General features: G+C 65.5%; 23 protein-coding genes. 6 read left to right on the forward strand and 17 right to left on the reverse strand.

All coding sequences use genetic code 11. The annotated features are described in order from the left end of the window. Positions 1-62: 62 nt before the first annotated feature. The 4 genes from ACODS0_RS21115 to ACODS0_RS21130 all read right to left on the reverse strand — a co-directional run bounded on the left by ACODS0_RS21115 (position 63) and on the right by ACODS0_RS21130 (position 3817). Positions 63-1046, reverse strand: coding sequence for a tripartite tricarboxylate transporter substrate binding protein (locus tag ACODS0_RS21115; RefSeq protein WP_488836975.1), 984 nt, complete (start codon positions 1044-1046; stop codon positions 63-65). Between the two features lie 176 nt (positions 1047-1222). Beyond that, entirely contained in the window at positions 1223-2407 is a 1185-nt protein-coding gene (gene bktB, locus ACODS0_RS21120) for a beta-ketothiolase BktB (protein ID WP_488836977.1), read from the reverse strand. Positions 2408-2500: 93 nt separating this feature from the next. Next, the gene (locus ACODS0_RS21125; protein WP_488836979.1) at positions 2501-3262 is read right to left on the reverse strand and encodes an SDR family NAD(P)-dependent oxidoreductase; all 762 of its coding nucleotides are present in this window, start codon (positions 3260-3262) and stop codon (positions 2501-2503) included. Positions 3263-3301: 39 nt separating this feature from the next. Next, positions 3302-3817 (reverse strand): MarR family winged helix-turn-helix transcriptional regulator, encoded by a 516-nt coding sequence (locus ACODS0_RS21130; protein ID WP_055397437.1) that lies wholly within the window; start codon positions 3815-3817, stop codon positions 3302-3304. A gap of 87 nt (positions 3818-3904) precedes the next feature. Here ACODS0_RS21130 and ACODS0_RS21135 point away from each other — a divergent pair, with 87 nt between their 5' ends. Then, the gene (locus ACODS0_RS21135; protein WP_488836981.1) at positions 3905-4789 is read left to right on the forward strand and encodes an EamA family transporter; all 885 of its coding nucleotides are present in this window, start codon (positions 3905-3907) and stop codon (positions 4787-4789) included. Between the two features lie 118 nt (positions 4790-4907). Here ACODS0_RS21135 and ACODS0_RS21140 read toward each other — a convergent pair whose 3' ends face one another. From ACODS0_RS21140 to ACODS0_RS21160, 5 genes are all read right to left on the reverse strand, one after another. Then, on the reverse strand, positions 4908-6569 hold the full coding sequence (locus ACODS0_RS21140; RefSeq protein ID WP_488836983.1) for a methyl-accepting chemotaxis protein: 1662 nt from the start codon (positions 6567-6569) through the stop codon (positions 4908-4910). 85 nt (positions 6570-6654) lie between these two features. Further along, complete coding sequence (locus tag ACODS0_RS21145; RefSeq protein ID WP_488836985.1) at positions 6655-7728, reverse strand: sulfotransferase family protein; 1074 nt, start codon at positions 7726-7728, stop codon at positions 6655-6657. Beyond that, positions 7725-8750: a hypothetical protein gene (locus ACODS0_RS21150; RefSeq protein ID WP_488836987.1), complete on the reverse strand. Its 1026-nt coding sequence runs from the start codon at positions 8748-8750 to the stop codon at positions 7725-7727. The genes ACODS0_RS21145 and ACODS0_RS21150 overlap by 4 nt, the downstream gene beginning before the upstream one ends. A 27-nt stretch (positions 8751-8777) precedes the next feature. Further along, on the reverse strand, positions 8778-9458 hold the full coding sequence (cysC, locus tag ACODS0_RS21155) for an adenylyl-sulfate kinase (RefSeq protein ID WP_488836989.1): 681 nt from the start codon (positions 9456-9458) through the stop codon (positions 8778-8780). Positions 9459-9515: 57 nt separating this feature from the next. Beyond that, positions 9516-10070, reverse strand: coding sequence for an acyl-homoserine-lactone synthase (locus ACODS0_RS21160; RefSeq protein ID WP_055397429.1), 555 nt, complete (start codon positions 10068-10070; stop codon positions 9516-9518). Positions 10071-10322: 252 nt separating this feature from the next. Here ACODS0_RS21160 and ACODS0_RS21165 point away from each other — a divergent pair, with 252 nt between their 5' ends. Continuing rightward, on the forward strand, positions 10323-11003 hold the full coding sequence (locus ACODS0_RS21165) for an autoinducer binding domain-containing protein (RefSeq protein WP_121506585.1): 681 nt from the start codon (positions 10323-10325) through the stop codon (positions 11001-11003). 58 nt (positions 11004-11061) lie between these two features. After that, positions 11062-11505 (forward strand): DUF4902 domain-containing protein, encoded by a 444-nt coding sequence (locus ACODS0_RS21170; RefSeq protein ID WP_488836992.1) that lies wholly within the window; start codon positions 11062-11064, stop codon positions 11503-11505. Between the two features lie 65 nt (positions 11506-11570). Here the strand turns inward: ACODS0_RS21170 and ACODS0_RS21175 are convergent, their stop codons facing one another. Both ACODS0_RS21175 and ACODS0_RS21180 read right to left on the reverse strand, forming a co-directional pair. Next, on the reverse strand, positions 11571-12257 hold the full coding sequence (locus ACODS0_RS21175) for an RluA family pseudouridine synthase (protein WP_488836994.1): 687 nt from the start codon (positions 12255-12257) through the stop codon (positions 11571-11573). After that, positions 12244-14469 carry a PAS domain-containing hybrid sensor histidine kinase/response regulator gene (locus tag ACODS0_RS21180; RefSeq protein ID WP_488836996.1) on the reverse strand — a complete coding sequence of 742 codons (2226 nt, stop codon included), beginning with the start codon at positions 14467-14469 and terminating at the stop codon, positions 12244-12246. Before ACODS0_RS21180 ends, ACODS0_RS21175 begins: the two co-directional genes overlap by 14 nt. Positions 14470-14776: 307 nt before the next feature. Here ACODS0_RS21180 and ACODS0_RS21185 point away from each other — a divergent pair, with 307 nt between their 5' ends. Next, the gene (locus ACODS0_RS21185; protein ID WP_121506582.1) at positions 14777-15439 is read left to right on the forward strand and encodes an NAD(P)H-dependent oxidoreductase; all 663 of its coding nucleotides are present in this window, start codon (positions 14777-14779) and stop codon (positions 15437-15439) included. A 63-nt stretch (positions 15440-15502) separates the two neighbouring features. On the opposite strand, the gene ACODS0_RS21190 is transcribed toward ACODS0_RS21185, so the two are convergent. From ACODS0_RS21190 to ACODS0_RS21205, 4 genes are all read right to left on the reverse strand, one after another. After that, positions 15503-16855, reverse strand: coding sequence for an MFS transporter (locus ACODS0_RS21190; protein ID WP_488836998.1), 1353 nt, complete (start codon positions 16853-16855; stop codon positions 15503-15505). Further along, on the reverse strand, positions 16845-18125 hold the full coding sequence (locus ACODS0_RS21195; protein ID WP_488837000.1) for an acyltransferase family protein: 1281 nt from the start codon (positions 18123-18125) through the stop codon (positions 16845-16847). The genes ACODS0_RS21190 and ACODS0_RS21195 overlap by 11 nt, the downstream gene beginning before the upstream one ends. A gap of 72 nt (positions 18126-18197) precedes the next feature. Next, complete coding sequence (locus ACODS0_RS21200) at positions 18198-19238, reverse strand: MerR family transcriptional regulator (protein WP_176885804.1); 1041 nt, start codon at positions 19236-19238, stop codon at positions 18198-18200. A gap of 4 nt (positions 19239-19242) precedes the next feature. Continuing rightward, positions 19243-19644 carry an FKBP-type peptidyl-prolyl cis-trans isomerase gene (locus ACODS0_RS21205; RefSeq protein WP_369801340.1) on the reverse strand — a complete coding sequence of 134 codons (402 nt, stop codon included), beginning with the start codon at positions 19642-19644 and terminating at the stop codon, positions 19243-19245. 233 nt (positions 19645-19877) lie between these two features. Between ACODS0_RS21205 and soxC the strand changes: the two genes are divergently transcribed. Beyond that, complete coding sequence (soxC, locus tag ACODS0_RS21210; RefSeq protein WP_488837003.1) at positions 19878-21125, forward strand: sulfite dehydrogenase; 1248 nt, start codon at positions 19878-19880, stop codon at positions 21123-21125. Further along, positions 21118-21771, forward strand: a complete 654-nt coding sequence (locus ACODS0_RS21215; RefSeq protein WP_488837005.1) for a c-type cytochrome — start codon at positions 21118-21120, stop codon at positions 21769-21771. Before soxC ends, ACODS0_RS21215 begins: the two co-directional genes overlap by 8 nt. A gap of 6 nt (positions 21772-21777) precedes the next feature. On the opposite strand, the gene ACODS0_RS21220 is transcribed toward ACODS0_RS21215, so the two are convergent. Further along, entirely contained in the window at positions 21778-22389 is a 612-nt protein-coding gene (locus tag ACODS0_RS21220; protein WP_488837007.1) for a Crp/Fnr family transcriptional regulator, read from the reverse strand. Between the two features lie 23 nt (positions 22390-22412). Beyond that, positions 22413-25304, reverse strand: a complete 2892-nt coding sequence (gene gcvP / locus ACODS0_RS21225; protein WP_488837009.1) for an aminomethyl-transferring glycine dehydrogenase — start codon at positions 25302-25304, stop codon at positions 22413-22415. Between the last annotated feature and the right edge of the window lie 29 nt (positions 25305-25333).

The raw sequence follows: 25333 nt of genomic DNA on the forward strand, positions 1-25333 counted from the left end.
GGCTCCGCCAGGCCACCGGGTGCGTCCCCCTTCAGGGGGAAGGCGCGAAGCGCCTCAGGGGGTCACTCAATCTTTGCGCCGGAGGCTTCCACGATGCCCTTCCACTTGGCGTAGTCGGTCTTGAGCAGGGTGCCAAACTGAGCGGGCGACATGGCTTCGGGCTCGGCGCCCTGGGCCTGGATGGCGGCCTTCATGTCGGGCGTGGCCAGCAGCTTGTTGATTTCGGCGTTCACGGTGGTCACCACGGCTGCGGGCGTACCGGCAGGGGCAAATACGCCGTACCAGGTGCTCACATCAAAGTCCTTGAAGCCCGACTCGGCCACGGTAGGCACTTCGGGCAGCGACGAGCTGCGCTTGGCCGACGTGACGGCCAGCGGACGCAGCTTGCCTGCCTTGATCTGGCCCATGGCCGAGGGCAGGGACGAGACCAGCAGGTCCACGTTGCCCGCCAGCGCATCCATCAACGCGGGGTTCGATCCTTTGTACGGGATGTGGCTCAGCTTGACGCCTGCCGCCTTCTCGAACAGGTCACCCGCCAGGTGGATGGAGGTGCCGTTGCCGGGCGAGCCATAGGTGATGGTGCCGGGCGAGGCCTTGGCGGCGGCCACCACGTCGGCCAGCGTTTTGTACTTGGAGTTGACGCTGGTGGCGATGACCACGGGCGTGTAGGCCACATGGGCGATGGCGGTCAGATCCTTGGTGGGGTCCCAGGGCAGGTTTTTGTACAGCCAGGGGCCAATCACGAGGTTGTCCTTCTGGCCCATCACCAGGTCATAGCCCGTGGGCGCGGCCTTGACAGCTTCGCCAATGCCGATGGTGCCGCCCGCGCCGGCCTTGTTGTCGGCCACCACGGTCCACTTGGCGCTTTCGGTGAGCTTGGTGGCCACCAGGCGCGAGAGAATGTCGGTGCCGCCGCCGGGCGGGAAGGGCACGATCAGGCGGATGGGCTTGGTGGGGTAGGCCGCAGCCGGTGCGGGTGCCTGCGCGTGCGCGGTGGCGCCCACGGCAAAAGCGATCGCGGTGAAGGAAAGCAGGGTGCGAATCATGGTGTGGTTTGTCTCCGTCGGTTCATGGAATGTGCAGGCGGTGGCTGGGCACACGCCACCTGGCTGATCTGGGTCAGCGGGCGCCAATGATCGCTGATGACCGGAGGCGCCCGCCTTGCCAATGGCGGGTGGCAGCATCGCGGGTGGCGATGGCAGTGTTCCCACCCGCAGGGAGGTCAGATGCGTTCAAAAATCGCTGCAATGCCCTGGCCGCCGCCGATGCACATCGTCACCAGCGCATAGCGGCCCTGGATGCGTTGCAGCTCGTGGATGGCCTTCACGGTGATGAGCGCGCCGGTCGCGCCAATGGGGTGGCCCAGCGAAATACCCGAGCCATTGGGGTTGACCTTGGCAGGGTCCAGGCCCAGGTCCTTGGTCACTGCGCAGGCCTGGGCGGCAAAGGCTTCGTTGGCTTCGATCACGTCAAGGTCGTTGACGGTGAGGCCCGCCTTTTTCAGCGCCAGCTGCGTGGCAGGCACGGGGCCGATGCCCATGTACTTGGGGTCTACACCTGCGTGGGCGTAGGCCACCAGGCGTGCCAGGGGCTTGGCGCCACGGGCCTTGGCGGCACCGGCTTCCATCAGCACCACGGCGGCGGCAGCGTCATTGATGCCGGAGGCATTGCCCGCCGTCACCGTGCCGTTTTCCTTCACGAACACGGGCTTGAGCTTGGCCAGGTCTTCCATCGTGGCGCCGGGGCGAAAGTGCTCGTCGGTGGCGTATTGCACGTCACCCTTTTTGCTCTTCAGGGTGACGGGCACGATCTGGTCCTTGAACACTCCCGCCTGCGTGGCACGTTCGGCGCGGTTGTGGCTTTCAACCGCCAGCTTGTCCTGGTCTTCGCGGCTGATGCCCCACTTGGCGGCGATGTTCTCGGCCGTCACACCCATGTGGATGTTGTGAAAGGGGTCGTGCAGCGCGCCGATCATCATGTCCACCATCTTGGTGTCGCCCATGCGGGCGCCCCAGCGCATGTTCAGGCTGGCAAAGGGCACACGGCTCATGTTCTCGGCGCCCGCGCCAATGGCCACGTCGGTGTCGCCCAGCAGGATGGACTGGCTGGCGTTGACGATGGCCTGCAGGCCCGAGCCGCACAGGCGGTTGACGTTGTAGGCGGGCGTGCCTTCGCCGCAGCCGCCGTTGATGGCCGCCACGCGCGACAGGTACATGTCCTTGGGCTCGGTGTTGACCACATGGCCGAACACCACATGGCCCACGTCCTTGCCTTCCACGTTGGCACGTGCAAGCGATTCGCGCACCACGAGTGCGCCCAGTTCGGTGGGAGGCACGTCCTTGAGGCTGCCGCCAAAGGTGCCAATGGCGGTGCGCACTGCGCTGACGACGACGACTTCACGGGTCATGGGGAGGTCCTTTCAGATGAATTTGAGGCTAAATTGGCCGCTAGCGCTTATCCAGAAAGCGCGAGCAGCTATAAAAACAGGAGTTTCGGGGCTTTAGGCATCTCTGACATCGGCCACCGGGTTGGTGCCAAAGTCTGCGCGTTCCAGCCAGGCGAGCACGCGGATAGCGGCATCGGTGGGCGATGTGAGTTGGCCACCCGTCTTGAGGTTGGCGAAATTCTGGCGGTCCGGGAAGGCGGCCGGGTCGGCGCCGCGCAGCTGGACCTGCATGTCGGTGTCGATCACACCAGGCGCCAGCGAGCATACCTTGGCACCGTGGGGCTTGAGGGCCTCGTCCAGCGCCACGCAGCGCGTGAAATGGTCCATGCCCGCCTTGGCCGCGCAGTAGGCGGCCTGTGACGCCATGGCGCGGCGGCCCAGGCCTGAGGAGATGTTGAGCACCTTGCGCGGCACCGTCCAGCTGTCAGTGGCGCCTAAAAACGCGGCGGTCAGCTGCATGGGCGCCTCCAGACCCACACGCAGGGCAGTGGCCAGGTCGTCCACATCGCTGTGCGACAGCGGTGCAATGCGCGGGATCATGCCGGCGTTGTTGATCAGCGTGGCGCTGGCAAACGCCTGTGGGCCTTGTGCGGAGAGCCAGGCCTGCAGCTTGTGGGCGGCCTGTTCGCCCTGCGACAGGTCTTGCTGCCACTGTTCAATGGTGACGCCTGCCGCTTTCGCTTCGATGGCCAGGTCGGCGTTGGTGCTGCGCGCGATGCAGACCAGGGTGTTGCCGCTCTTCAAAAGCTGCTGGGCCATGGCCAGGCCCATGCCGCGCGATGCGCCGGTGAGGATGGTGAGGTGGTTTTGGGGCATCCCGCCATGTTACTGCGCAGTACCCATGGCCGGGGGTAATTACTGGCCCGTGGGCGACTCCAGCGCCGTCAGCAGCAGTGCCAGCCGGGCGTCAAGTGCCGCGAGGTCGGCGGCCTTCAGTGGCGCCAGGATGCGGTGCTCGTTGGCCACATGGGCTTCCACGGCGCGGTCGATCAGTGCCAACCCCTCGGGCGTGAGCTGTACCAGCGAGCTGCGCGCGTCGTCGGGGTTGGGCCGGCGGGTGATCCAGCCCTGGGCTTCGAGCTTGCCCATGCGGTGCGTCATGGTGCCCGAGGTGACCATGAGCGTGGAAAACAGCGTGGTCGGTGCCAGGCAGTGGGGAGCGCCGCTGCGGCGCAGCGTGGCCAGCACGTCGAACTCCCAATAGCTCAGGCCGAATTCGGCAAAGGTCTCGTCGAGCCTGCGCTGCAACAGCGCGGCGCAGCGTTTGATGCGGCCGATGGGGCCCATGGGGCTCACGTCCAGGTCGGGGCGCTCACGGTGCCACTGGGCCAGGATGGCGTCCACGGCGTCGGGTTGGCGTTGAGTGGCCATGGTATTGGTGATGAAATTATCTTGAATTCAAGATTGTAGGGCACAGGCGTGGTAGGATTATTTATCTTGAATTGAAGATAGATTGCCATGCAAAACCACCGTACCTCTTCCTGGCTGGATGCGCTCACCACGGCCCTGGGCCCGGTGATCTGGGGCTCTACCTACATCGTCACCACCGAGCTGTTGCCGCCCGACCGGCCCTTCACTGCGGCGCTGCTGCGCACGCTGCCTGCAGGCCTGCTGCTGGTGTTGTGGTGCCGCCGTTGGCCGGCGTGGGGCGATTGGGTGGGGTGGCGGCGCCTGCTGGTGCTGTCGGCGCTGAACATCGGGGTCTTCCAGGCGCTGCTGTTTGTTGCGGCCTACCGGTTGCCGGGGGGCGTGGCGGCTGTGGTGGGCGCCATAGGTCCGCTGGTGGTGATGGGGCTGGTCTGGGCGCTGGACCATCGGCGTCCGCCCGGCCTGGCGTTGGCGGCGGGTGCCCTGGGCGTGCTGGGCATGGCGGCACTGCTGCTGTCGCCGGGGGCGCGGTGGGACATGGTTGGCGTGGCTGCGGCGCTGGTGGGCACAGTGTGCATGGCAGCGGGCACGTTCTGGTCGCGGCGCTGGCGGTCGGACCTGCCGGTGCTGGCATTCACGGGCTGGCAGCTGCTGGCGGGTGGCATCATGCTGGCGCCCGTGGCCTGGGTGGTCGACCCGCCGCTGCCCGCGCTCTCGGCCACGCAGGTAGGCGGTTATGTCTACCTGAGTCTGGCGGGTGCCCTGTTGGCCTACGCGCTGTGGTTTCGTGGCATTGCGCGGTTGCCGTCGGTGGCGGTGTCGTCGCTAGGGCTGCTGAGTCCGGTCACGGCCGTGCTGCTGGGCTGGGTGTTGCTGGGGCAGGCCATGACAGGGGTGGCGCTGGGGGGCATGCTGGTGGTGCTGGCCAGCATTTTGGCGGTGCAGTGGGCGATGTCGAGGCAGGTGCAAGGGTAGGTTCGTTGGTCGCGCCGGGAGGCGGTCTTGGTTGCTATATTTTGTATAGCTAACAATGAGAATCATCATGCGCCAGGGCCTCAAAAGGCCCTGAACCATCGCCTTGCCTTGCGGCGCCTCAGGCTGCGGCGATGGCGCGGGGCGCGCCGACGCGTGCAACCGGTGCCAGGGCTGGGTGGGCCGTGTGGGCCGATGGCGTGGGCGCCCGACTCGCGGCTGGCAGCGGGGTGCTGCTGCCTGCTGCATCCAACTGGAACACCGAGACCAGCTGGACGAGATCCAGGGCCTGGCTCTTCATGCTGCTGGCGGCGGCGGCCATTTCTTCGACGAGGGCTGCGTTCTGTTGCGTGGCCTGGTCCATCTGCATCACGGCTTCACCTACTTGGCCCACGCCGTCGCTCTGCTCGGCGCTGGCGGCACTGATCTCGCTCATGATGTCCGTCACACGCCGGATCGACTGGACAACATCCGTCATCGTCTGCCCGGCCTTGTCGACCAGGGCCGTGCCTTGGTCCACGCGGCTGACGCTGGCCGAGATGAGTTCCTTGATCTCCTTGGCAGCTTCGGCCGACCGGCCCGCCAGCCCCCGCACTTCGGTGGCCACCACGGCAAAGCCCCGGCCCTGCTCGCCCGCACGCGCGGCTTCCACGGCGGCGTTGAGTGCCAGGATGTTGGTCTGAAAGGCGATGCCGTCGATCACGCTGATGATGTCGGCAATTTTCTTGGAGCTGTCGTTGATGCCCTTCATGGTCTCCACCACCTGGGCCACCACTTCGCCACCCTGCACGGCCACGTCGTTGGCATTGCGGGCGAGCTTGTTGGCTTGCTGGGCGCTGTCGGAGTTCTGCTTCACGGTCGAGCCCAGCTCCTCCATGGAAGCAGCGGTTTGCTGCAGCGCGCTGGCCTGGCGTTCGGTGCGGGCTGAGAGGTCGTGGTTGCCCTGCGAGATTTCTGCACTGGCGGTGGAGACGCTTTCGGCGCTTTGCCGCACGTTGGCCACGATGTCGGCCAGCTTGGCACGCATGTGTGCCAGCTCGGTGAGCAACTGGCCCGGCTCGTCCTTGGCCCCCTGGGGAATGGGAGTGGCCAGGTCACCCGCCGCGATGGCCGTGGTGGCCTGTACGGCCTGCCGCACAGGGGCGGTGATGGAGCGGGTGGTCCACCAGGCCAGGAACAACCCCACCAGGATGGCCAGCACGGTGCTGCCGCTCACCCAGGCGGTGCTGGCCTCGGCCTTGCGCGTGGTGTCCTTCAGGGTGCTGGCCACGCCTTCGTCCAGCGTGTGGGTCAGCTCTTGCAGCACGGCCGCGTAACTCTGAAAGACGGGCGCCAGCACGGTATCGGCCTGCGCGGCCACGTCCTGTCCCGCCTCCTTGGCTTTGACGAGTTCGGTGCGCTTGACGCGGTAGGCATCGCGCGCGGCAATAGCTTGGTCGTAAAGCTGCATTTCCTTGCCGGGCAACAGGTAGCTGTGCACCTCCTGCATGCGCTTGCTTTGCACCTCGACCACGGCAGACATGTCTTTCTTGAGCTTGCCGGCGTACTGGGCGTCGTTGGCTTTGAGGAAGGCCTCGGTGCGCAACCAGTTCATCTGGATGTCGGTCTGCCACTGGTGCACGATGCCCTGGCGCTTGAGTTCCGAGGTGGCAATGTGCTCATTGCTGTGCTGCAGGGCGGTCACGCTCATGACGCCGAGTACAGCGATGACCATGGTGATCAGTAGCAGCAGCCCGAATGCCACTCCAAGTCGAATGCCCAGTTTCAGGTCTTTGATGCGCATGGCGGTTCCTTGAGGGTGCAGTGGCGAAGGTGTGTGAAGGGGCTGGGGTCGGGTGCCTGTGGACCAGGTTGGTTTGTCGCGCTGGTCAGGACAAGGCCGCTGCCCCGGTTTCCAGGGAGCTGGTGCTTTGCAGGCGCTGGCGCACGCGCTCCAGGTAGTCGGCCCGCACGCGGCGGGCCGCATAGTCGCGCGGCGCACTGCGCAGCAACTGCTCCCAGGCCTCGACGCGCCGTTTTTCTGACTGCTGGTGGCACTGCGCCAGCACCACGGGCGTGGGGGGCAGGGCCTGGGCCTCGGTCATGCATTCGTAGCCGTAGTAGTGCATGGTTTCCCACGCCAGGCTTTCGATGGTCTCGATCTCATGGGGCTGCAGCTGGGTCTTGAACTTGTCCTTGTTCGCTGGCAGGGGGGCAAAGCAGTTGGACTCCCACAGGGCGGACATGCGGGACAGGTCTTGCGCCTCTTGCGATGCTGCGATGTCCAGCATCTGTGGCAGAAACTCGATGCCGATGAACTGGCAGATGCGCCGCAGCGTGTGTTCCTGGTCGCCCAGGAAGTCTTCGTAGCGGATGGTGAGCACGCGGTCCGGGTAGCGCAATGCCAGTGCGCGGCCTGTGGCGTGGGCCTTGACCCAGGCCAGGGCGTTGAGTGTGGTGTCGAAGTCGTGAATGATCGCCCGGTTCATCGAAGCCACCTGCGCCCGGGGGTCGCGGACCACGTTCAGAAAACGCATTTCCGGAAACAGGGCCATCAGGTCGTGCGCGTAGTGGACGCTGTCGAGCGACTTGTCCATGGCCACGCTGGCCCCGTGCTGCTCCGCGCTGCGCAGCAGCAGTTCCCACACAATGCGGTGCACGCTGCGGGGTTCGTTCTCCAGCGCGGTGAAGATCTCCTCGGCGTCGAAATGCACCCCCGGCCACTTCACCATGCTGGATTGCTGCAGTCCCACCACGTCCTTGACCATCTGCCGGTACGCGCTGTCGTCGCGCAGGTCGCCATACAGCGGCACCAGGGGCATGAAGTCCACGATGTGCAGGGGGTAGGGGGAGTGGAACTGTGGGCTGGCGTTCAGGCGCAGGCGCAGCGCATGGCTGCCGCAGCGCCGAAGCGGAATCATCAACAGCGGAAGCGGGCGCGTAGTGTGGGTTGGCTGGTTCATGGTGTGTCTGACTCCAGGTGCGCGAAGAACTCGTTGATGAAGCGATCCATATCCTGGTCGGGCAGCCGGTCGATGCCGCCCGCGCCATGGCGACCGCCACCCGCCGGGTAGCGGCTGCAGAAAATGTCGGCACGGCTGGCGCTGGCGCTGCCGATACGCAGGTTCACCAGAAAGTCGCCGTCCGAACGGGGCGTGAGCACGGCGACCGAACGCCCGTTGTTGCGCGCCACCAGCTGGTTGGCCAGGGTGCCGCACAGGCGCCGGGCCCATGCGCGGTCGGGCAGCACGTACACGGTGGCCCGGTCGTTGGCGGTGTAGGGGGCCAGGTCCTGCACGGCCTGCTGGTCGCTGGCATGGCCTTCTTGCAGGCGGCGGAATTCGTAGGCCTTGGCCATGAAGTCGAGCGGGCTTTCAAAGCGATGGAGTGACCGGTACAGCTGCACGGGGCAAAAGTGCAGGTCTTCGCGGCTTTCGCCATAGGCGTTGTAGTTGAGCAGGTAGCCCAGCTGCGCCAGCGCACCGCGTGTGGCCGCCGTGCAGCCATACTCGCGCGCCATGCGGTCGGCCACGGCGTCCAGGTTGTCACCGTAGGCCGCCACGATGGCCCACTGGCGCAAAACGCCGCCCAGGTGGCGGTCTACCAGGATGCTGGTGCAGACGTCCAGGCCGGTGTCAATGTGGGCGGTGAGTTGCGGGTGGCGGAAAAGGGTTTTTGCGCTGTGGTGGTCGAAATAAGTCACGTTGCCGCCGCCATTGAGAACCCGGCACACACCCTGCGCGTTGCGGTCCCACGAGATGTCGAGCGCCGTCACCTGCAGTGGCCGCCCCGAGGGCAGCTGGTCGAACAGGGCAATGTCCCGTTTCACCCCGCTGATGAGAAAGCTGTCGCGGGGCTCTACCAGGCGCAGCTGGTGCAGGGCACACAGCCCGTCGGCATCACCGTTGAAGAGGTCATAGGCGTGCACCCCATGGGCCGTGGGGGCTGGCGCCGGGGCGGAGACTGGGGCGTGGTCGGTAGACATGGAAAGAAACGTGCAAAAAAGACAGCCCTAGCGGATGTACCCGCGCTGACGCAGGAGCGCGAGCACCTGCGCGCAGGCATCGGGCAGGCTCAGGTGGGCGGTGTCGATGCTGAAATCAGGCGATTCGGGTGCCTCGTAGGGGGCGGAAACCCCTGTGAACTGTGGGATGTGCCCCGCTCGCGCCAGGGTGTACAGGCCTTTGGGGTCGCGGCCCTCGCACACGTTGAGTGGGGTGCTCACATGCACCTCCAGAAAGCGGTGTTCTCCGATGAGCGCACGGGCCATGGCACGGTCGCTGCGCTGGGGGGAGATGAGTGCGGTGAACACCATCAGCCCGGCGTCGTTCATGAGGGCGGCGACTTCGGCCACGCGCCGAATGTTTTCCGAGCGCTCGGCGGCGCTGAAACCGAGGTCGCGGTTGAGCCGGTGCCGCAGGTTGTCGCCGTCCAGCACAAAACTCGCAAACCCGAGCCCATGCAGTTCTTCCTCCAGCGCATAGGCCAGGGTGGACTTGCCCGCGCCGCTCAGGCCGGTGAGCCAGAGGGTGACGGGGCGCTGCTGCAGCAGGTCCTCGCGCAGGGGGCCTGTGACCCGTCCGGCATGCGGGATCACCACCCGCAGGCCGTGGGGCGTCAGGCTTGGAGAACCAGCCGCAGCCGCAGGGGTCGGGCCATGGGCCGGGTGCTGGAGCGAAGAAGGCTGCGGCATGGTCATGTCAGGCAAAGGCTGTGGGCGGCGAGCGTGTCAGCAGGCGGGTTCGTGTTGTCACTTGCACCGAATGGAGCAGGCAAAAAGCGGATGGCCCTGGACCACGGTGGGCGGGCCCAGGCGATGCGATTCAAAACCCGTGCGGCGCAGTAGGCGCTCCACCCCCAGTGGCGAGACAGTGACCATGCGCTGGGCCCCGTGTGCCATGGCGCACCGGCTGGCCGCCTGCAGCAGGCCGGTGGTGATGGGCGAGGAGAACTGGTCGAGCGCAGAGCCCGTGGGACCTGAAAAATCCATGGATGCAAAGCGGGACAGCTCCCACACCTCCGGCGCGTCGGGGGCCGGGGCACCGTTGAGCAGTTGCGGAAACACCTCGGCCAGCAGGTAGGGGCGGGTGGTGGGTAGAAGCCGGGCGGTGCCGATGACCTCGCCGTCTTCGTTCTGGGCGATGACGTAGACGGTGTCGTCCCGGTCGAACTGGTCCAGCTCCAGGGCATCGCGGCAGTGCAGCTGCCAGCCCAGTTTTTCCACAAAAACGCGGTGCCGGTACCGGGCCATGCGGGTCATCAGTGGTGGACGCAGTTCCGCAGAGCAGCCAGAGGTGATGCGCATCGGAGATTCCCTCATGAGTTTTCCCCATTAGAAAATCACCCGAAAATATTTGTAACTACCAACTCTGGTAGGTGTTGCCTGACCCCGTCCCTCTCAAAATCAACTCGCCAAAGGGCTTCAATGCCGCCAGAATGTGGAAAAACGTAACGGCGGTTGATGGTGCGTAATTCGCATGCGGATGGTCAGTCTCTGTGGGGTGGTGCTCGGTGTTGGAGTCCTATGACAAGCTGGCAAGAAGATCTTTTGGGGGTGATGGACCGCGCGCAGTCTGAGCAAGAGGTTTTTTGCAAAATCGAGCTTGCTGCGCACGCCTTGGGGTTTGAGTACTGCGCCTATGGCCTGCGGGTACCCATGCCCCTGTCCAACCCAAAGACCATTTTCTTGAACAACTACCCGCCGGCCTGGCAGGAGCGGTATGTGCAGCAGGGCTATGTGCAGGTGGACCCCACGGTGCAGCATGGGTGCCGCAAGCAGACCCCGCTGGTCTGGTCGGACGACGTGTTTGCATCAGCCCAGGATTTCTGGGAGGACGCGCGATCGTTTGGCCTGCGCTTTGGATGGGCGCAATCGTGCATTGATGGGGGCGGGGTGCGCGGCATGCTGACGCTGGCGCGTTCGTCCGATGCCCTGACACCCGACGAGATTGCCCACAGCGAGATGAAGATGCGCTGGCTGGCGCACATTGCGCACCTGATCCTGTCGCGCATCTTTACGACACGCCAGGCCGAAGAGATGCAGCCGCATCTGACGGCCAGAGAAATCGAGGTGCTCAAATGGACCGCCGACGGCAAGACCTCTGCCGACATCTCCTCGCTGCTGGATGTGTCGGAAAACACCGTGAACTTCCACGTCAAGAATGCCGTGACCAAACTGCAAACCACCAACAAGACGGCTGCCACCGTGCGTGCCGCCATGCTGGGGCTGCTGGGCTGATGCAGCGGCCCGGGGGCGCTGTAGGCCCTTGCGCACAGCCAGACCGCACCAAGCTGGGATGGGCTGCAACCTGGGCGGCCTGTGGGGAGCGGGCGTGAACGCCATGCAGGTGTCGCCGGATGGCCTGCTGCGCCTGTCGATTGACGAGTTGCTGTCCCTGCCCATCCACCATCTGATGTCGGCGGTAGACCTGGACCTGGTGGTGCCGCGCACCGCCGTGTGCGGCTGCGAAACCACCATCAGCGGCTATACCGAATGGGTGAGCGCGTCCTGCCCCGTGGTTTCCATTGGCTGGGACTGGCACATCAGTCTCTGGACAGCGCAACGGCCCTTTGCCTGGGCACGGCTGGGCCAGCCCCGCAGCAACGTGATGCTGGTGTATTCCACGGGCAACGACACCGGGTGGCACAAGAACCTGGAACTGCTGTCCACGGTGGTGGACGCTTTGCCCTGGCAGGAACAATTGAGCCATTCGGTGACGGCCCTGCTGCCCAGTCATTGAGCATGGCTTGCTATTAAAAATATAGCTATAAATGACACCCGTCAAGCGCTGGGTGGCAGATAACTTCAAAAATCAGCTGCCAGCTCCCACCGCATGGCCTGCCCCGTGGTGGGGTGGGCCAAGGCCAGTTCCCCGGCATGCAGCAGCAGGCGTGACGCCTGGGCCTGGGTGGCGGCATTGGCGTACAGCGCGTCTCCCAGGATCGGGTGGCCCAGGGCGGCCAGATGCACGCGCAGTTGGTGCGTGCGGCCAGTGACGGGTTCGAGCTCGACCCGCGTGGTTCCTGCCGCCGTGTTGTGGTCCAGGGGGTGCCAGCGGGTGTGGCTGGGCTTGCCGTGCTCTGCATCAATCACGCGCAGGGGGCGTCGCTCCCAGTCGGCAGCGATGGGCAGATGGATGTCTGCCCAGGAGCCGGTCGGTTCGGCCACCAGGCCTTGCACGATTGCGACGTAGCGCTTGTGAATCTGCCGCTGTTCGAACGCCAGGCTCAGGCGCCGTTGTGCCTCGGCATGCCGGGCCATCAGCACCAGGCCTGAGGTGGCCTGGTCCAGCCGGTGCACGATGAGTGCGCCGGGCCAGTGCTGCTGAGCGCGGGCACTCAGGCAGTCTTGCTTGTCGGGGCCGCGCCCTGGTACGCACAGCAGGCCTGAGGGCTTGCAGAGCACGAGCAGGTCCGCATCCTCATGCAGTGCCACCGGGGCGGGGAGGCCGGCAGTGTCCGCAGCCAGCGCGCTGGTTTCAGCCTGCGGCATGGCTGTCGCCGCCCACCAGGCGCTGCACGGTGGCGCAAAGCTCTTCCACGTCGTTGGGCTTGTGGATCAATGCCTGTGCGCCTTCGGCCAGCGCAGCCTGTTCGATTTCGGCCGTGACGTAGCCCGAGGCCAGGGCCACGGGCAGGTCGGGGCGGATCAGGCGGGCTTCGCGCACGAGGTCCACTCCACAGAAGCCGGGCATGTTGTAGTCGGTGACCAGCAGGTCAAAGGCCTGCGGGGCAGCGCGCAGCGCGGCCGTGGCCTCGTGCGGGTCGGTGTAGCCGCTGACCTCATAGCCCCGGCGGCGCAGCAGGCGCTGCACCAGAAACACCAGGGCCTGGTCATCGTCCACGTACATCACGTGGTGCTTCTTGCGCGGTGCGCTGCCGGGGGTATCGGTGGCGGGAGGCGTCGAGGGTGCGGAGGATGCTGGTGCGGCCTGCACCGCTTGAGTGGGCTGCGCATCCAGGGTGCTTTGCGCCGCGCTGTGGGCGACCGGAAAGTACAACGTGAACCGGCTGCCCTGGCCGGGGGCACTGTGCACGTCCACGCCGCCTTCATGTGTGCGCATCACGCCGTGCACCACCGCCAGGCCGAGGCCCGTGCCCTGGCCCACGGGTTTGGTGGTGAAGAAGGGCTCGAAGATGCGTTCCAGCGTGGCAGCGTCCATGCCGGGGCCACTGTCGCGCACGGTCAGTGCGACATAGTCCACGGGGGCCAGGCCCAGCCGTTCGCTCAGGCGCTGGTCGGGCTGCACGGCAGCGGCTTCCACATGGATGCTGCCGCGCTCGGTGCCTTGGCTCTGGATGGCGTGGACCGCATTGGTGCACAGGTTGAGCAGGGCCTGCTCGACCTGCGTGGCATCGGCCAGCACGGGGGGCAGGCCTGCTTGCAACTGCATGTGCAGCTCGATGGCGGGGGGCAGGGTGACGCGCAGCAGGCGTTCGGTGTCGTGCACCACTTCGGCCAACGACACTGCGGAGCGCTGCGGTGGCTCGTTGCGGCTGAAAGTGAGGATCTGGCGCACCAGGTCGCGCGCGCGGCGGCCGGCCTTGTCGATCTCCATCAGGCTTTCCAGCACTGGTGAACCCGGTGCGCAGTCGGCCTTGGCCAGCTCGACATTGCCCAGGATGGCGCCCAGGATGTTGTTGAAGTCGTGCGCAATGCCGCCCGCCATGGTGCCCACGGCCTGCATCTTGTGCGACTCGCGCAGTTGGGCTTCCAGCTCGCTGCGGTGCGCCTCGGCCTTCTTGCGGCCGGTCAGGTCGCGGGCGAACACGGTGGTGGTTTCGCCTTCGGCATGGCGCTCGAACGACACGCTCACCTCTACCGCCAGTTCCTTGCCGCTGGCGGTCAGCGCCGTCATTTCACCCAGCAAGGCCTGGGTGGTGAGCTGGGCAAACGCCAGGGCCTGCGCCGCGTCGGGCAAAAAGCGGTCCAGCGTACTGCCCAGCGCGTCGCTGGCGCTGCACTGGAACAGCGCTGCCGCCGTAGGGTTGAACACGGTGATGCGCTGGTGCTTGTCCACGCAGATGATGGCGTCCAGCGCGGAGTTGATGATGGCCTCCAGCCGCTTCTCACTGGCGCGGATCTGTTCGTTGCGCTGCTGCAGGGTAATGGCGCTGTGCTGCAGCGCCTGGCGCTCGGCCAGCAGCGGGCCTTGATCGATCACTGCACACAGAAACTGCGACAGGGGTGGACCACTGCTTTGCGGGGCCTCAATGTGCGCGATGTGCAGGTCGCCCGTGATGGGCGTATCTGCATTGATGGAAAAAACGACCTCCTTGACCTCGCTGCGGCCCAGGTCCTGCGCCAGCGCGAAGGCCTCGCGCACGCGCCGGGCGTCCTGCGGGCGCACAAAGGGCATCAGCGCCGTGAGCGGGCGGTCGCGTTCGGTGGGCTGGAACGAGCGGTGCGCCATCGAGTTGGCCTGCACCACCATGTCGTGTTCGTCCACCACCATGAGGGCCAGCGGCACGCTGGCAAACAGGGTCTCGAAGCGTTCGTAGGCGCTTTCCGCCACGGTCTGGCTGTAGCGCAGGACCTTGTTCTGGCTCTCCAGCTCTGCCTGGTAGGCGCGCAGCTCAGCCACCAGGCCCTCGGCTCCTGTGCTGGGGGGCGTGGCACGCGGGGTGGGAGTCCCGGGCGCGTGACCTGTGGGAGCGGGCTGCCGCCCCGCAGGGTCCAGAAACGACAGGTCGGGTTCACTCATGGGAGGGGCGCGGCCAGGGGTTTTGGCGCGAGGAAAGTGCGCGCGCTGCGCAATGCTGTGGGCCAGAAAGCATGGCCACGAGTGTACGCCCGCAAGCCTGCGGATCCTGCAGGCCCCGGGGGCTCGTACACGCAGAGACCGGGGTGAACGGCTTCAGCGCCTCTTTCAAGGGGCGATTGTTGATCAATTGCGAACAATCCTTTTCTCTCACGGGGCTTACCGAAGGAGATTCGGATCCCTACAGTTCCACCATCCCGCATTTTTTTAGATCCAACCCGATCGCTACTGACTGTCAGGAATTTTTGCCATGAACCCCATCGACGACACCTCCCTTGCCCAACCCCTGCTGAACAAACTGCAATGGCGCTATGCCGCCAAGAAGATGAACCCCGCCAAGGCGGTTCCGCAGGAGAAGGTGGAGCGCATTCTCGAAGCCGCGCGCCTGGCGCCCACCTCCAGTGGCCTGCAGCCCTTTGAAATCATCGTGGTGACCGATCCCGCTGTGCGCGCCAAGATCCAGCCCATCGCCTGGAACCAGGCCCAGATCACCGACGGCTCGCACCTGCTGGTATTTGCTGCATGGGACAACTACACGGCCGACCGCATCAACATGATGTTCGATCTGACCAATGACCAGCGTGGCTTCAAGAACGAAGGCTGGGAAAACTACCGCCAGATGCTGCTGAACAGCTACCCCCAGCGCGATGCCGAGGTGAACTTCCAGCACGCAGCCCGCCAAGCCTACATTGGCATGAGTGCCGCACTGATCGCCGCTGCGTTTGAAGAGGTGGACTCCACCCCCATGGAAGGTTTTGACCCCAACGCGCTCGATGAGATCCTGGGCCTGCGGGCACGTGGCCTGCGCAGCGTGTCGATCCTGCCGCTGGGTTACCGCGCCGATGAAGGCGACTGGCTGGTGAACCTGAAGAAGGTGCGCCGCCCCCGCGAGCAGTTCGTGACTGAAGTCTGAGGATCTCCTCCTAAGGCACAAAAAAGGCTGGACAGTGGTCCAGCCTTTTTTGCGTGGGGAGCCTCAGCGTGTGGCGGGTGCTGCATCCGTCACGCGGCGCATGGGCGTCAGTACAAAAGCCAGCGCGGCCAGCACCACCAGCGTACCTCCGCTGGCCGCAAACAGCTGGGTCAGCGTGATGCTTTTCATCACCCAGCCCGTGACGGCTGCGGAGATGGGGGCCAGGCCCATGAAGATAAACATGAACAGGCTCATCGCCCGGCCAATCAGGGCCGGCGGCACACGTTGCTGGATCCAGGTGAACACGCTCACCTGCATGAAGCCGCCGAGCAGGCCGATGACCAGCATCAGCGTTGCGCCCTGCCACACGGCCGTGATCAGCCCCAGAGGCATGAACAGTACACCGATGATGGCGTCGAACGCCAGGATGGTCATGCCCAGGCTGCCAAAACGCAGCTTCGGCAACATGCCCGACACCACCATGCCCAGGAGCGTGCCCGCGCCATGGGCGCCCACCATGGTGCCGAACGCTGCCGCGCCCAGCGCTGGCGTGCTGCTGGCCAGCACGGGGATGGCGATGTGGATGGGGCCCATGATGAACAGGGCGATGGCGCTCCAGTAGAGAAAGCAGGTGCGCAGTTCTCCATCGCGCCAGAAGTGAACCAGGCCCTGCGCCACCGATGCCAGCACCGCCTGGGGTGCGGCAGCCGGGGCCGAGTTGCCTGCATGGGTCTGCACCTTGGACAGCGTCCAGGCGGACACCGCAAAGCTCAGGGCATCCAGCGTGAAGGCCAAGCCGATGCCGGTGGCGTTGGCATGAGCCGGTGCACTGGCGACTTCTTTGACTGCGTCGCCCGCACCAAACAGCGCAATGAGCAGCCCTGCCAGCAGGGGCCCAAGGAACATGGTCAGCTGGCGCAGGCCCAGGCTGATGCCGTTGGCGGCCTGCAACTGCGAGCGCGCCACCACGTGCGGCATCATGGCCGTGCCGGCAGGAATGCTGAAGGCCGTGGCCAGGCCAATGCCCAGCGACAGCGCATACACCATCCACAGCGTCAGGGTGCCTGCAAGCACCAGCCCCGCCAGCACGGCCAGCAGCACCAGGTTGATGTATTTGGTGATCATCAGCACCTGCTTGGGCGAGTGGCGGTCTACCAGTGCTCCGCCGATCAGGATGAACAGTGCGCGCGGCACGCTGATGAGGGCCAGCACGGTGCCCAGCACCAGGGTGTCGCCCGTCATCTGCAGCACCAGCCAGGGCAGTGCAATCAGCGTGAACTGGTCGCCCAGCATGGACAGGAAGGAGCCGCTCGTCATCCAGCGAAAGTTGGGGTCCTTGAACAGCGCGGCGCGTGGGTCTTGGGGTGCGCTCTTTGGTTGGGGGGGCGAAGGGTGATGGGGCATTTCAGGTCGCATGAACAGGGTCTCCAAAAGATTTGCGGGTGTGCCGGCGCCCGTTGAGCCACTGGCTCACGGCAGTGAATCGCACGCACAGGTGGTAGCTGGCCAGGCACAGGGCCGTGGTGGCCAGCACATTGAGAGCCATCTTGGCCAGGACGGGAATCGGCACCCCATACAGCAGCGCGCCAAAACCAATCGTCAGCGGCAGGTGCACGAGGTACACCCAGTACGAGCTGTCGGCCAGGTAGGCGAGCCAGGCACGGGGCTGTCCGACGTGGCGCAGAAAGAGTCCGATCAGCGCAAAACTCCACAACCAGGACGCGGCGTTGTAAGCCAGTGCCATCCAGAACTGCAGGTGCCGGGTGGCAGAGACGGGCTCGGCCAGGATCTCGGTGAAGGCACCGGTGACCAGGACCAGAGCAAAGGCCAAAGCCTCAGGCTGGGCCAGCACTTCCGACAAGAATGCAGTGATCAGGAAGCACACGAGCCCCAGACCCGCCAGCACGGGCCAGTGCCTTGCGTAGCGCACCATCAAGTCCATGCGCTGCGTATACAGGCACAGCCCGAATCCGTAGAACAGCCCGTTGTGGAGCCATTCCGCCAAGGGAGGCAGAAAGGAACCGCTGGGCGTGACGATTCCGTGGTCGTAGTGGGCGCCGATCCAGGCGAGTGGAAGTGTGAGCGCCACAATGCCCAGGGCCGAACCGCCCAGCCAGGCGGTGAAGCGCCCCAGGGCTTTTTGTACGCCGCCGGGCAGCGCACGTGCTGCAGCCCACACCACAGGCGTGAACACGGCCAGCCACAGCAGCATCCACAGAAACCACAGGTGCATGGTCGGCGGGCCTTTGGGTACGTTGGGGCCGTGGGGCAGCAGGCTGCGGTCCACGCCCCAGGTGCCATGGGCCATGCGGTGCAGGAACAACAGGCCCAGCAGGGCGCTGACCGCCAACAAGGGCGGCCAGAACACCACAAAAGGCAGGCCCAGGCGGCGCAGCCGGTTGCGCACCATGCCCGCCAGCCCTCGGTGCTGCACCAGTGCCGACACAAAAAAACCGGCCAGGATAAAAAACAGGGGCATGCGGAACGCATGGATCACCGCTACCAGCAAGTCGGCCACCGACGTGGACAAATCGTCGTGCCAGGGCAGGGGAGACGGCCGGCTCATGTAAATGACCGAGACATGCAGCACGATGCCCAGCCACATCATGGCGGCGCGCAGATTGTCCAGGGCATGCAGCTTTCGGCCCGGGGCGGCGGATTCTGGGGTGTGAGTCGGTCCATTCATAGGGACCGACTGTGAAGCCTCACGTTGCGTGAGGGTCAAGCACTTTTCCGACTTTTTGGGGCGGTGTTGTTGTCAGCGGTGTGGGGATACCACAGCGGCCGCAGGTGCTGGCATGGCATGCGCCAGCGCTGCCTGCAGATAGGCGCGCACGGGAGCACTCAGGGGCGAGCCTGCCTGCAGCAGCGGTTCATTGGCCGAGGCCATGAGCAGCTTTTGGCGCAACTCGGGGCTGCGCCGCGTGAGTGTGTCGAACAGTGCGTTCCAGCGCAAAGCGGCAGCCACCGCATCGGGGTGGTGGGGAGGAAGGGCGCGGGCCAGAAGCTGCTGAACGTCCTGCTCCAGCGCTGCCCAGTCGGTATGGGGCACATGGCCCAGTGTGCGCAGATCGTTGCGGGTCAGGTACTTTTCCAGCAGCGCCATGCGCAGCTTGATGGCCGTTTCGATGTACTCGATCATTTCACCCGGCGGTGCATGGTTGCGCCCCTGGGTGCTGGGTTCGGTGCGGAACATATGGCCCCAGCGCTCCAGCAGGTCCAGATCGCCCTTCATCCAGTGCAGCATGAGCGCCATCCAGCGGTAGGCCAGCGCCTGCACCTCGGGTGTGTCGGGTGCCAGTTGGCGGTCCATGGCGCTGCGCACCAGGTCTTTGACGATCAGCCAGTCAGCCTCAATGAGGTTCCAGTTCTGAAAGATGTGCTTGAGTTCAGCCGAGCTGAAATACTTGCCATAGGTCGTCATCAGCGCCAGGGCCTCCAGCCAGTTGCCCATGTCTGGCTCGGCACCGGCCATCAGGCCGTCCCTCAGCATGGTCAGGCGTCCGCGTAGTTCGGTGGCCTGCGCGATTTGCTGGTCCAGCGAGCGGATCTGCTGCCCGATGATGCGTTCGGGGGCCATGCCGTCACCCGCCAGCAGCGCCCCGATGTCGCTGAGCGCCAGGCCCATCTGGCGCATGGTCTGGATGCCGTGCAGTCGCTGCACATCGGCCTGGCTGTAGAGGCGGTAGCCCGCCTCGGACCGGCCTGAAGGCTTGAGCAAACCGATCTCGTCATAGTGGTGCAGCGTGCGCACCGTCAGGCCGGTGCGCCGCGCGAGATCACCGACCTTGAGCAGCATGGGGTCAGCGGCCGATGGAGATGAGTTCGATCTCGAAGTTGAGCGTGGCGTTGGGTGGGATCACGCCACCGGCTCCCCGGGCGCCGTAAGCGATGGAGGGCGGGCAGGTCAGCTTGGCCTTGCCACCCGGCTTCATGCGTTGCACGCCTTCGGTCCAGCAGGGGATCACGCCGTTGAGCGGGAACGACGTCGGCTCGCCGCGCTTGTAGGAGCTGTCGAACTCCTTGCCGTCCAGAAACATGCCTTTGTAGTGCACCTTGACGGTGTCGGTGGCCTTGGGCGAATCGCCGGTGCCGTCCTTGAGCGATTCATAAACCAGGCCACTGGCCGTGGTGACGGGGCCTGCGGCCTGGGCAGAGGCAAAGGGGGCAGCCAGAAGGCCAATGAGCACAAGGGCGGAAGAAATGCGCACGGGGAGTCCTTGAAACAAAAAGAAAGGGGGGAAAAGTCAGAACGCCATTTTGCTCGTCAGCAACGGTTGGGCTGAGAGCGGCGCGCCAGTGTAAAGGGCGTGGCGCCGTGGCTGGTGCCAATCCACTGTGGGCGCGTTAACCAACGTTAATGCGCAGCGGCATGCGGATGGCAACACTGCAGCTGCGGCCAATGGGTGCCGAGTGCTTGTTTTTGCGGAGATGACGGATGCGTTCATTCAACGGCCACAGCGGACTGGCTCGGAGGACTTTTTTGGGGGGGCTTGCGACGGGGGGCGTGGGTATGGCGGTGGCGCAGGCAGCGCCGCCACAGCCACTGGCCGCCCGCTTGCCCGATGCGATGACCCGCCCCGGTGGGGCCGATCTGCCGTACGGCCTGCCCGCAGCACAGGAGGCGCAGGTGGAGCGGACCTTGTCCACTGCGGCAGGCTTTCCGGTGTGGCGCACGCCGTTGCAGCACCAGCGCGGCATCATCACCCCCAGCGGCCTGCACTTTGCCGTGCACCACAACGGCGTGCCCGACATTGCGCCGGAGCGCCACACACTGAAGGTGCATGGGCTGGTGCACAAACCGCTGCGCTTTGACTTGGAACGCCTGCTGCGCTACCCCATGGTCAGCCGCGTGCATTTTCTGGAATGCGCGGGCAACTCAGCCGCCAACGCGCTATCGCCCACGGCTCTGGACCAGACGCTGGGCGAGATTGCGGGCGAGGTGTCGTGTTCGGAGTGGACGGGCGTGCCGCTGGCCTATCTGCTGAACGAAGCGGGGGTGAAGGACAGTGCCCAGTGGGTGGTGGCCGAAGGCGCCGACGGTGGATCGCACAGCCGCAGCCTGCCCCTGAAGGCCTTGCTGGAGCACGGCATGGTGGCGCTGTACCAGAACGGAGAGCGGCTGCGGCCTTCACAGGGCTACCCCATGCGCCTGTTCATGCCGGGCTGGGAGGGCAACGTCAACGTGAAATGGCTGCACCGGCTCGAAGTGACCGACGCGCCCGCCTACACCAAGGACGAGTCGGGTCTGTACACGCAAGTGCTGGCCGATGGACGGATCGAGCGCTTCGCGTTCCACATGGAGGTGAAGTCGGTGATCACGCACCCCTCCGGCCAGCAGCGTTTGCCTGAGCCCCATGGGTTTTGCGAAATCGCTGGTCTGGCCTGGTCGGGCCGGGGGCGCATAGCGCGTGTGGATGTGTCCGTGGACGGAGGTCGCACCTGGGCTGCGGCGCAGCTGCACAGCCCGGTACTGGACCGGGCCTTTACGCGCTTCACGCTGCCCTGGCAGTGGAACGGCCGCAAGGCCGACCTGATGAGCCGCGCCACCGACGAGCACGGTCGTACACAGCCACTGCGCAGTGAATGGAAGCGGCGCTATGCCATGCACTCGTTCAACCACTACAACGCGGTGCAGGCCTGGCGCGTGCAGGCCGATGGCCGCGTGGAGAACGTCTATGCGTGAAGACCTGTGCAGCCAGTTGCTGCCCGCAGCACGCGCCACCCTGCGGCGGGGCGTGGCCGTGGCGATGGTGGTGGGACTGCTGAGTGCAGGCAGAGCCAGCGAGGTCCAGGCGCCATCCGCTGCGGCTCCTGCACCAGCAGCGCCGCCACTTGTCATCGGCTTAGGCCAACCGCTCTCGCCTGCCGACATTGATCGCTATGCCATCACCGTCTTCCCCAACGGCCGCAATCTGCCACCGGGCCGGGGCAGCGTGGAGCAGGGCGCGCGGCTGTATGCCATGCACTGTGCCGCCTGCCACGGCGCACAGGGCATCGAAGGGCCTGCCGCACGGCTGGCGGGCACAGATGGTTTTATCGGCTGGAGCGACCCGCTGCGCCCCCTGCGCGTGCGCAAGTACCCGCTGCAGGTGTTGTCGGTGGGCGCGATGTGGCCTTATGCCACGACGGTGTTCGACTATGTGCGTCGGGGCATGCCGATGCACGCGCCCAAGAGCCTGACCGATGACGAGGTGTACGGCATCACCGCGCACCTGCTGCATCTGAACGGGCTGGTGGCAGGTGACGCCCTCATGGACAAGGAAAATTTGCCCCAGGTGGTGATGCCAGGGCGGGATCGCACGGTCAGCGCGTGGCCACAGGAACGCTGAATATTCTCAAACGCCGCGTGACGCTTCCAGCATGCCCAGCCGTGCCCGGATGCGTGATAGCGATACCGGCGAGATGCCCAGGTAGCTGGCCACATGGTGCTGCGGCAGGTGGGGCGTCAAATCACCGTGTGTAGCGAGAAAAGATTGGTAGCGCACCTCGGGCGGGTGGCTCAACAACTCGGCTTCGCGCTGTGCGTGCTGCTGAAACACATAGCCCAGGGCCTCTTCCAGCAAGGGGCCGATGTGGGCAAAGCTGCTTTGCCACTGCTGCAAGGTGGCATAGGCCAGCTCCACAGCCTCTACGGGTGCCAGGGCCTCGATGGCATAAGGGCTGGGCAGCGCCAGAGGCGGCAGGTTGCCAGCCACCCAGCTGCCGGTGCCGTGAAACGACCGGTTGCGTTCGGTACCTTGTTCGTTCAGGTAGAACAGCCGAACCACACCGCTGCGCACCTGCCAGCAGCGCGTGCTGGTCTCGCCCGCGGGCTGCAGCAGCGTGCCTGCGCCGAACTGACGACGAGGCAGGGCCTGCCACAGAGCGGCCAGGGCAGGCTCAGACCGGACCAGCGCGTCCAGCGCAGGCGGCTGGCAGACAGTGCAGGCGCTGGTGGTCGAGGTCACTGCGTTCAGGCAATTCAGGTGTCTCAGGCGTAGTCAGACACCGGGATGCAGCTGCAGCTCAGATTGCGGTCACCCCATACGTTGTCCACGCGGCCAACAGGAGACCAGTACTTGGCCTGGCGCAGGGCGGCCACCGGGTAAGCGGCGGCTTCGCGGGCGTAAGGGCGAGCCCATTCGCTGCCCAGCAGACTCTCGGCCGTGTGGGGTGCGTTCTTCAGCGGGTTGTTGTCCTGCGGCCAGGCGCCGGATTCGATCTGGCGGATCTCTTCGCGGATGGCAATCATCGCGTCGACGAAGCGGTCGATCTCGAACAGCGTTTCGCTCTCGGTGGGCTCCACCATCAGCGTGTTGGGCACGGGGAAGCTCAGCGTGGGCGCGTGGAAGCCGTAGTCGATCAGGCGCTTGGCGACATCCTCAGCCATCACGCCGCTGGTGTCCTTGAGGCCGCGCAGGTCCAGGATGCACTCGTGCGCCACGTGGCCATTGGCACTCGCGTACAGCGTGGGGTAGTGATCCTTGAGGCGTGCACTGATGTAGTTGGCCGAGAGGATGGCGGTTTCGGTCGCGGCCTGCAGGCCTTCGGCGCCCATCATGCGGCAGTACATCCAGCTGATGGGCAGCACGGCGGCATTGCCCAGAGGCGCTGCCGACACGGCACCCACGCCGCCGGCCACACCGGCCGTAGCATGACCAGGCAGGTAGGGCACCAGATCGGCCACCACACACACGGGACCTACGCCGGGGCCGCCACCGCCGTGCGGAATGCAGAAGGTCTTGTGCAGATTCAGGTGGCTCACGTCGCCGCCGAACTCGCCAGGGGCGGCCACGCCGACCAGGGCGTTCATGTTGGCGCCGTCCACATACACCCGGCCGCCGTGGCTGTGCACCAGGGCGCACAGCTCCTTCACCTGCGTTTCGAACACGCCGTGCGTGCTGGGGTAGGTGATCATGATGCAGGCCAGGTTGGCACTGTGCTGTTCGCACTTGGCCTGCAGGTCGGCCATGTCCACGTTGCCGTTGGCGTCGCAGGCGGTCACTACCACCTGCATGCCCACCATCTGGGCGCTGGCGGGGTTGGTGCCGTGTGCGCTGCTGGGGATCAGGCAGATGTTGCGGTGGCTATCGCCCTGGGCCTCGTGGTATGCCTTGATGGCCAGCAGGCCCGCGTATTCGCCTTGCGATCCGGCGTTGGGCTGCAGGCTGATGCCTGCGTAGCCCGTGGCCTGGCACAGCCAGGCGCGCAGTTGTTCGTCCAGCTCCTTGTAGCCTTGCAACTGGTCAGCGGGTGCGAAGGGGTGCACGTTGGCGAATTCGGGCCAGGTGATGGGGATCATCTCGCTCGTGGCATTGAGCTTCATGGTGCAGCTGCCCAGCGGGATCATGCTGCGGTCCAACGCCAGGTCCTTGTCAGACAGCTGGCGGATGTAGCGCAGCATGCCGGTTTCGGAGTGGTGGGTGTTGAACACCGGGTGCGTGAGGTAGCTGCTGGTGCGGCGCAGCTCGGCCGGAATCAGCAACTCCACGCCTTTCTCAAAAGCATCGAACGTGGGCAACGCCTGGCCGTCCTGGGCAAAGACTTTCCACAGCAGCTCGATGTCGGCGCGCGTGGTGGTCTCGTCCAAGGAGATGCACAGGTAGTTTCCGAAATAAATTCGCAGGTTGGCGCCCAGCTGTACTGCGCGAGCAGCTATGGATTTAGTAGCGCCATCGGTTTTGAGCGTCAGCGTGTCAAAACACGCCTGCGGGCGCACCGGTGCGCCCAGTTGGGCGAGCCCCTTGGCCAGAATGGCGGTGTAGCTGGCCACCCGCTGTGCAATGCGCTTGAGCCCATCGGGGCCATGGTACACGGCGTACATGCTGGCGATCACGGCGGGCAACACCTGCGCGGTGCAGATGTTGGACGTGGCCTTTTCGCGGCGGATGTGCTGCTCGCGCGTTTGCAGGGCCAGGCGGTAGGCGGGCTTGCCATGTGTATCCACGCTCACGCCCACCAGGCGGCCGGGCAGACTGCGCTTGAACTCGTCGCGGCAGGCCATGTAGGCAGCGTGCGGGCCACCCGCGCCCATGGGCATGCCGAAGCGCTGCGTGGTGCCCACGACGATGTCGGCACCCCATTCACCGGGCGGGGTGATCAGCGTGAGGGCCAGCAGGTCGGCCGCTGCGATGAAGGCCGCCTGTTTGGCATGCGCCTTCTCCACATCAGCGCGCAGGTCGTCAATGCGGCCGCTGGTGGCAGGGTACTGGGCCAGCACGGCGAAATACTCGCCATTCAGCGCTGCATCCCATTCGGCGGCGGAGTTGGCCAGCACCACTTCGATATTGAGGGGCTTGGCACGGGTCTGGATCACTTCGATGGTTTGCGGGTGGGCATCACCGGCCACCACAAACACATTGCTCTTGCTCTTGACGGAGCGCTTGGCCAGCGTCATCGCCTCAGCGGCGGCCGTGGCTTCGTCCAGCATCGACGCATTGGCAATCGGCATGCCGGTCAGATCGCAGACCATGGTCTGAAAATTGACCAGCGCCTCCATGCGGCCTTGCGAGATTTCGGCCTGGTACGGCGTGTAGGCCGTGTACCAGGCGGGGTTCTCCAGGATGTTGCGCAGGATGACGCCCGGTGTGTGGGTGCCGTAGTAGCCCTGGCCGATGAAGCTCTTCAGGACCTGGTTCTTCGATGCCATCGCCTTGAGTTCGGCCAGCGCCGCCGCTTCCGTGATCGGCAGGGGCAGGTCCATCGCGCTGCTGCGTGCAATGGAGCGCGGGACGATGGAGTCGATGAGGGCGCGGCGCGAGGCCTCGCCAATCACCGACAGCATGTGCGCTTCATCGGCCGCATCGATGCCGATGTGGCGTGGCAGGAATTCGGTGGCGTTTTCAAGCGCTGCGAGCGTGGTCAGGGGGGCGAGGGTGGTCATCGGCGGCGGCGTGGGACAACAAGGAGGCA

Source organism: Acidovorax sp. FG60, from assembly GCF_057808995.1.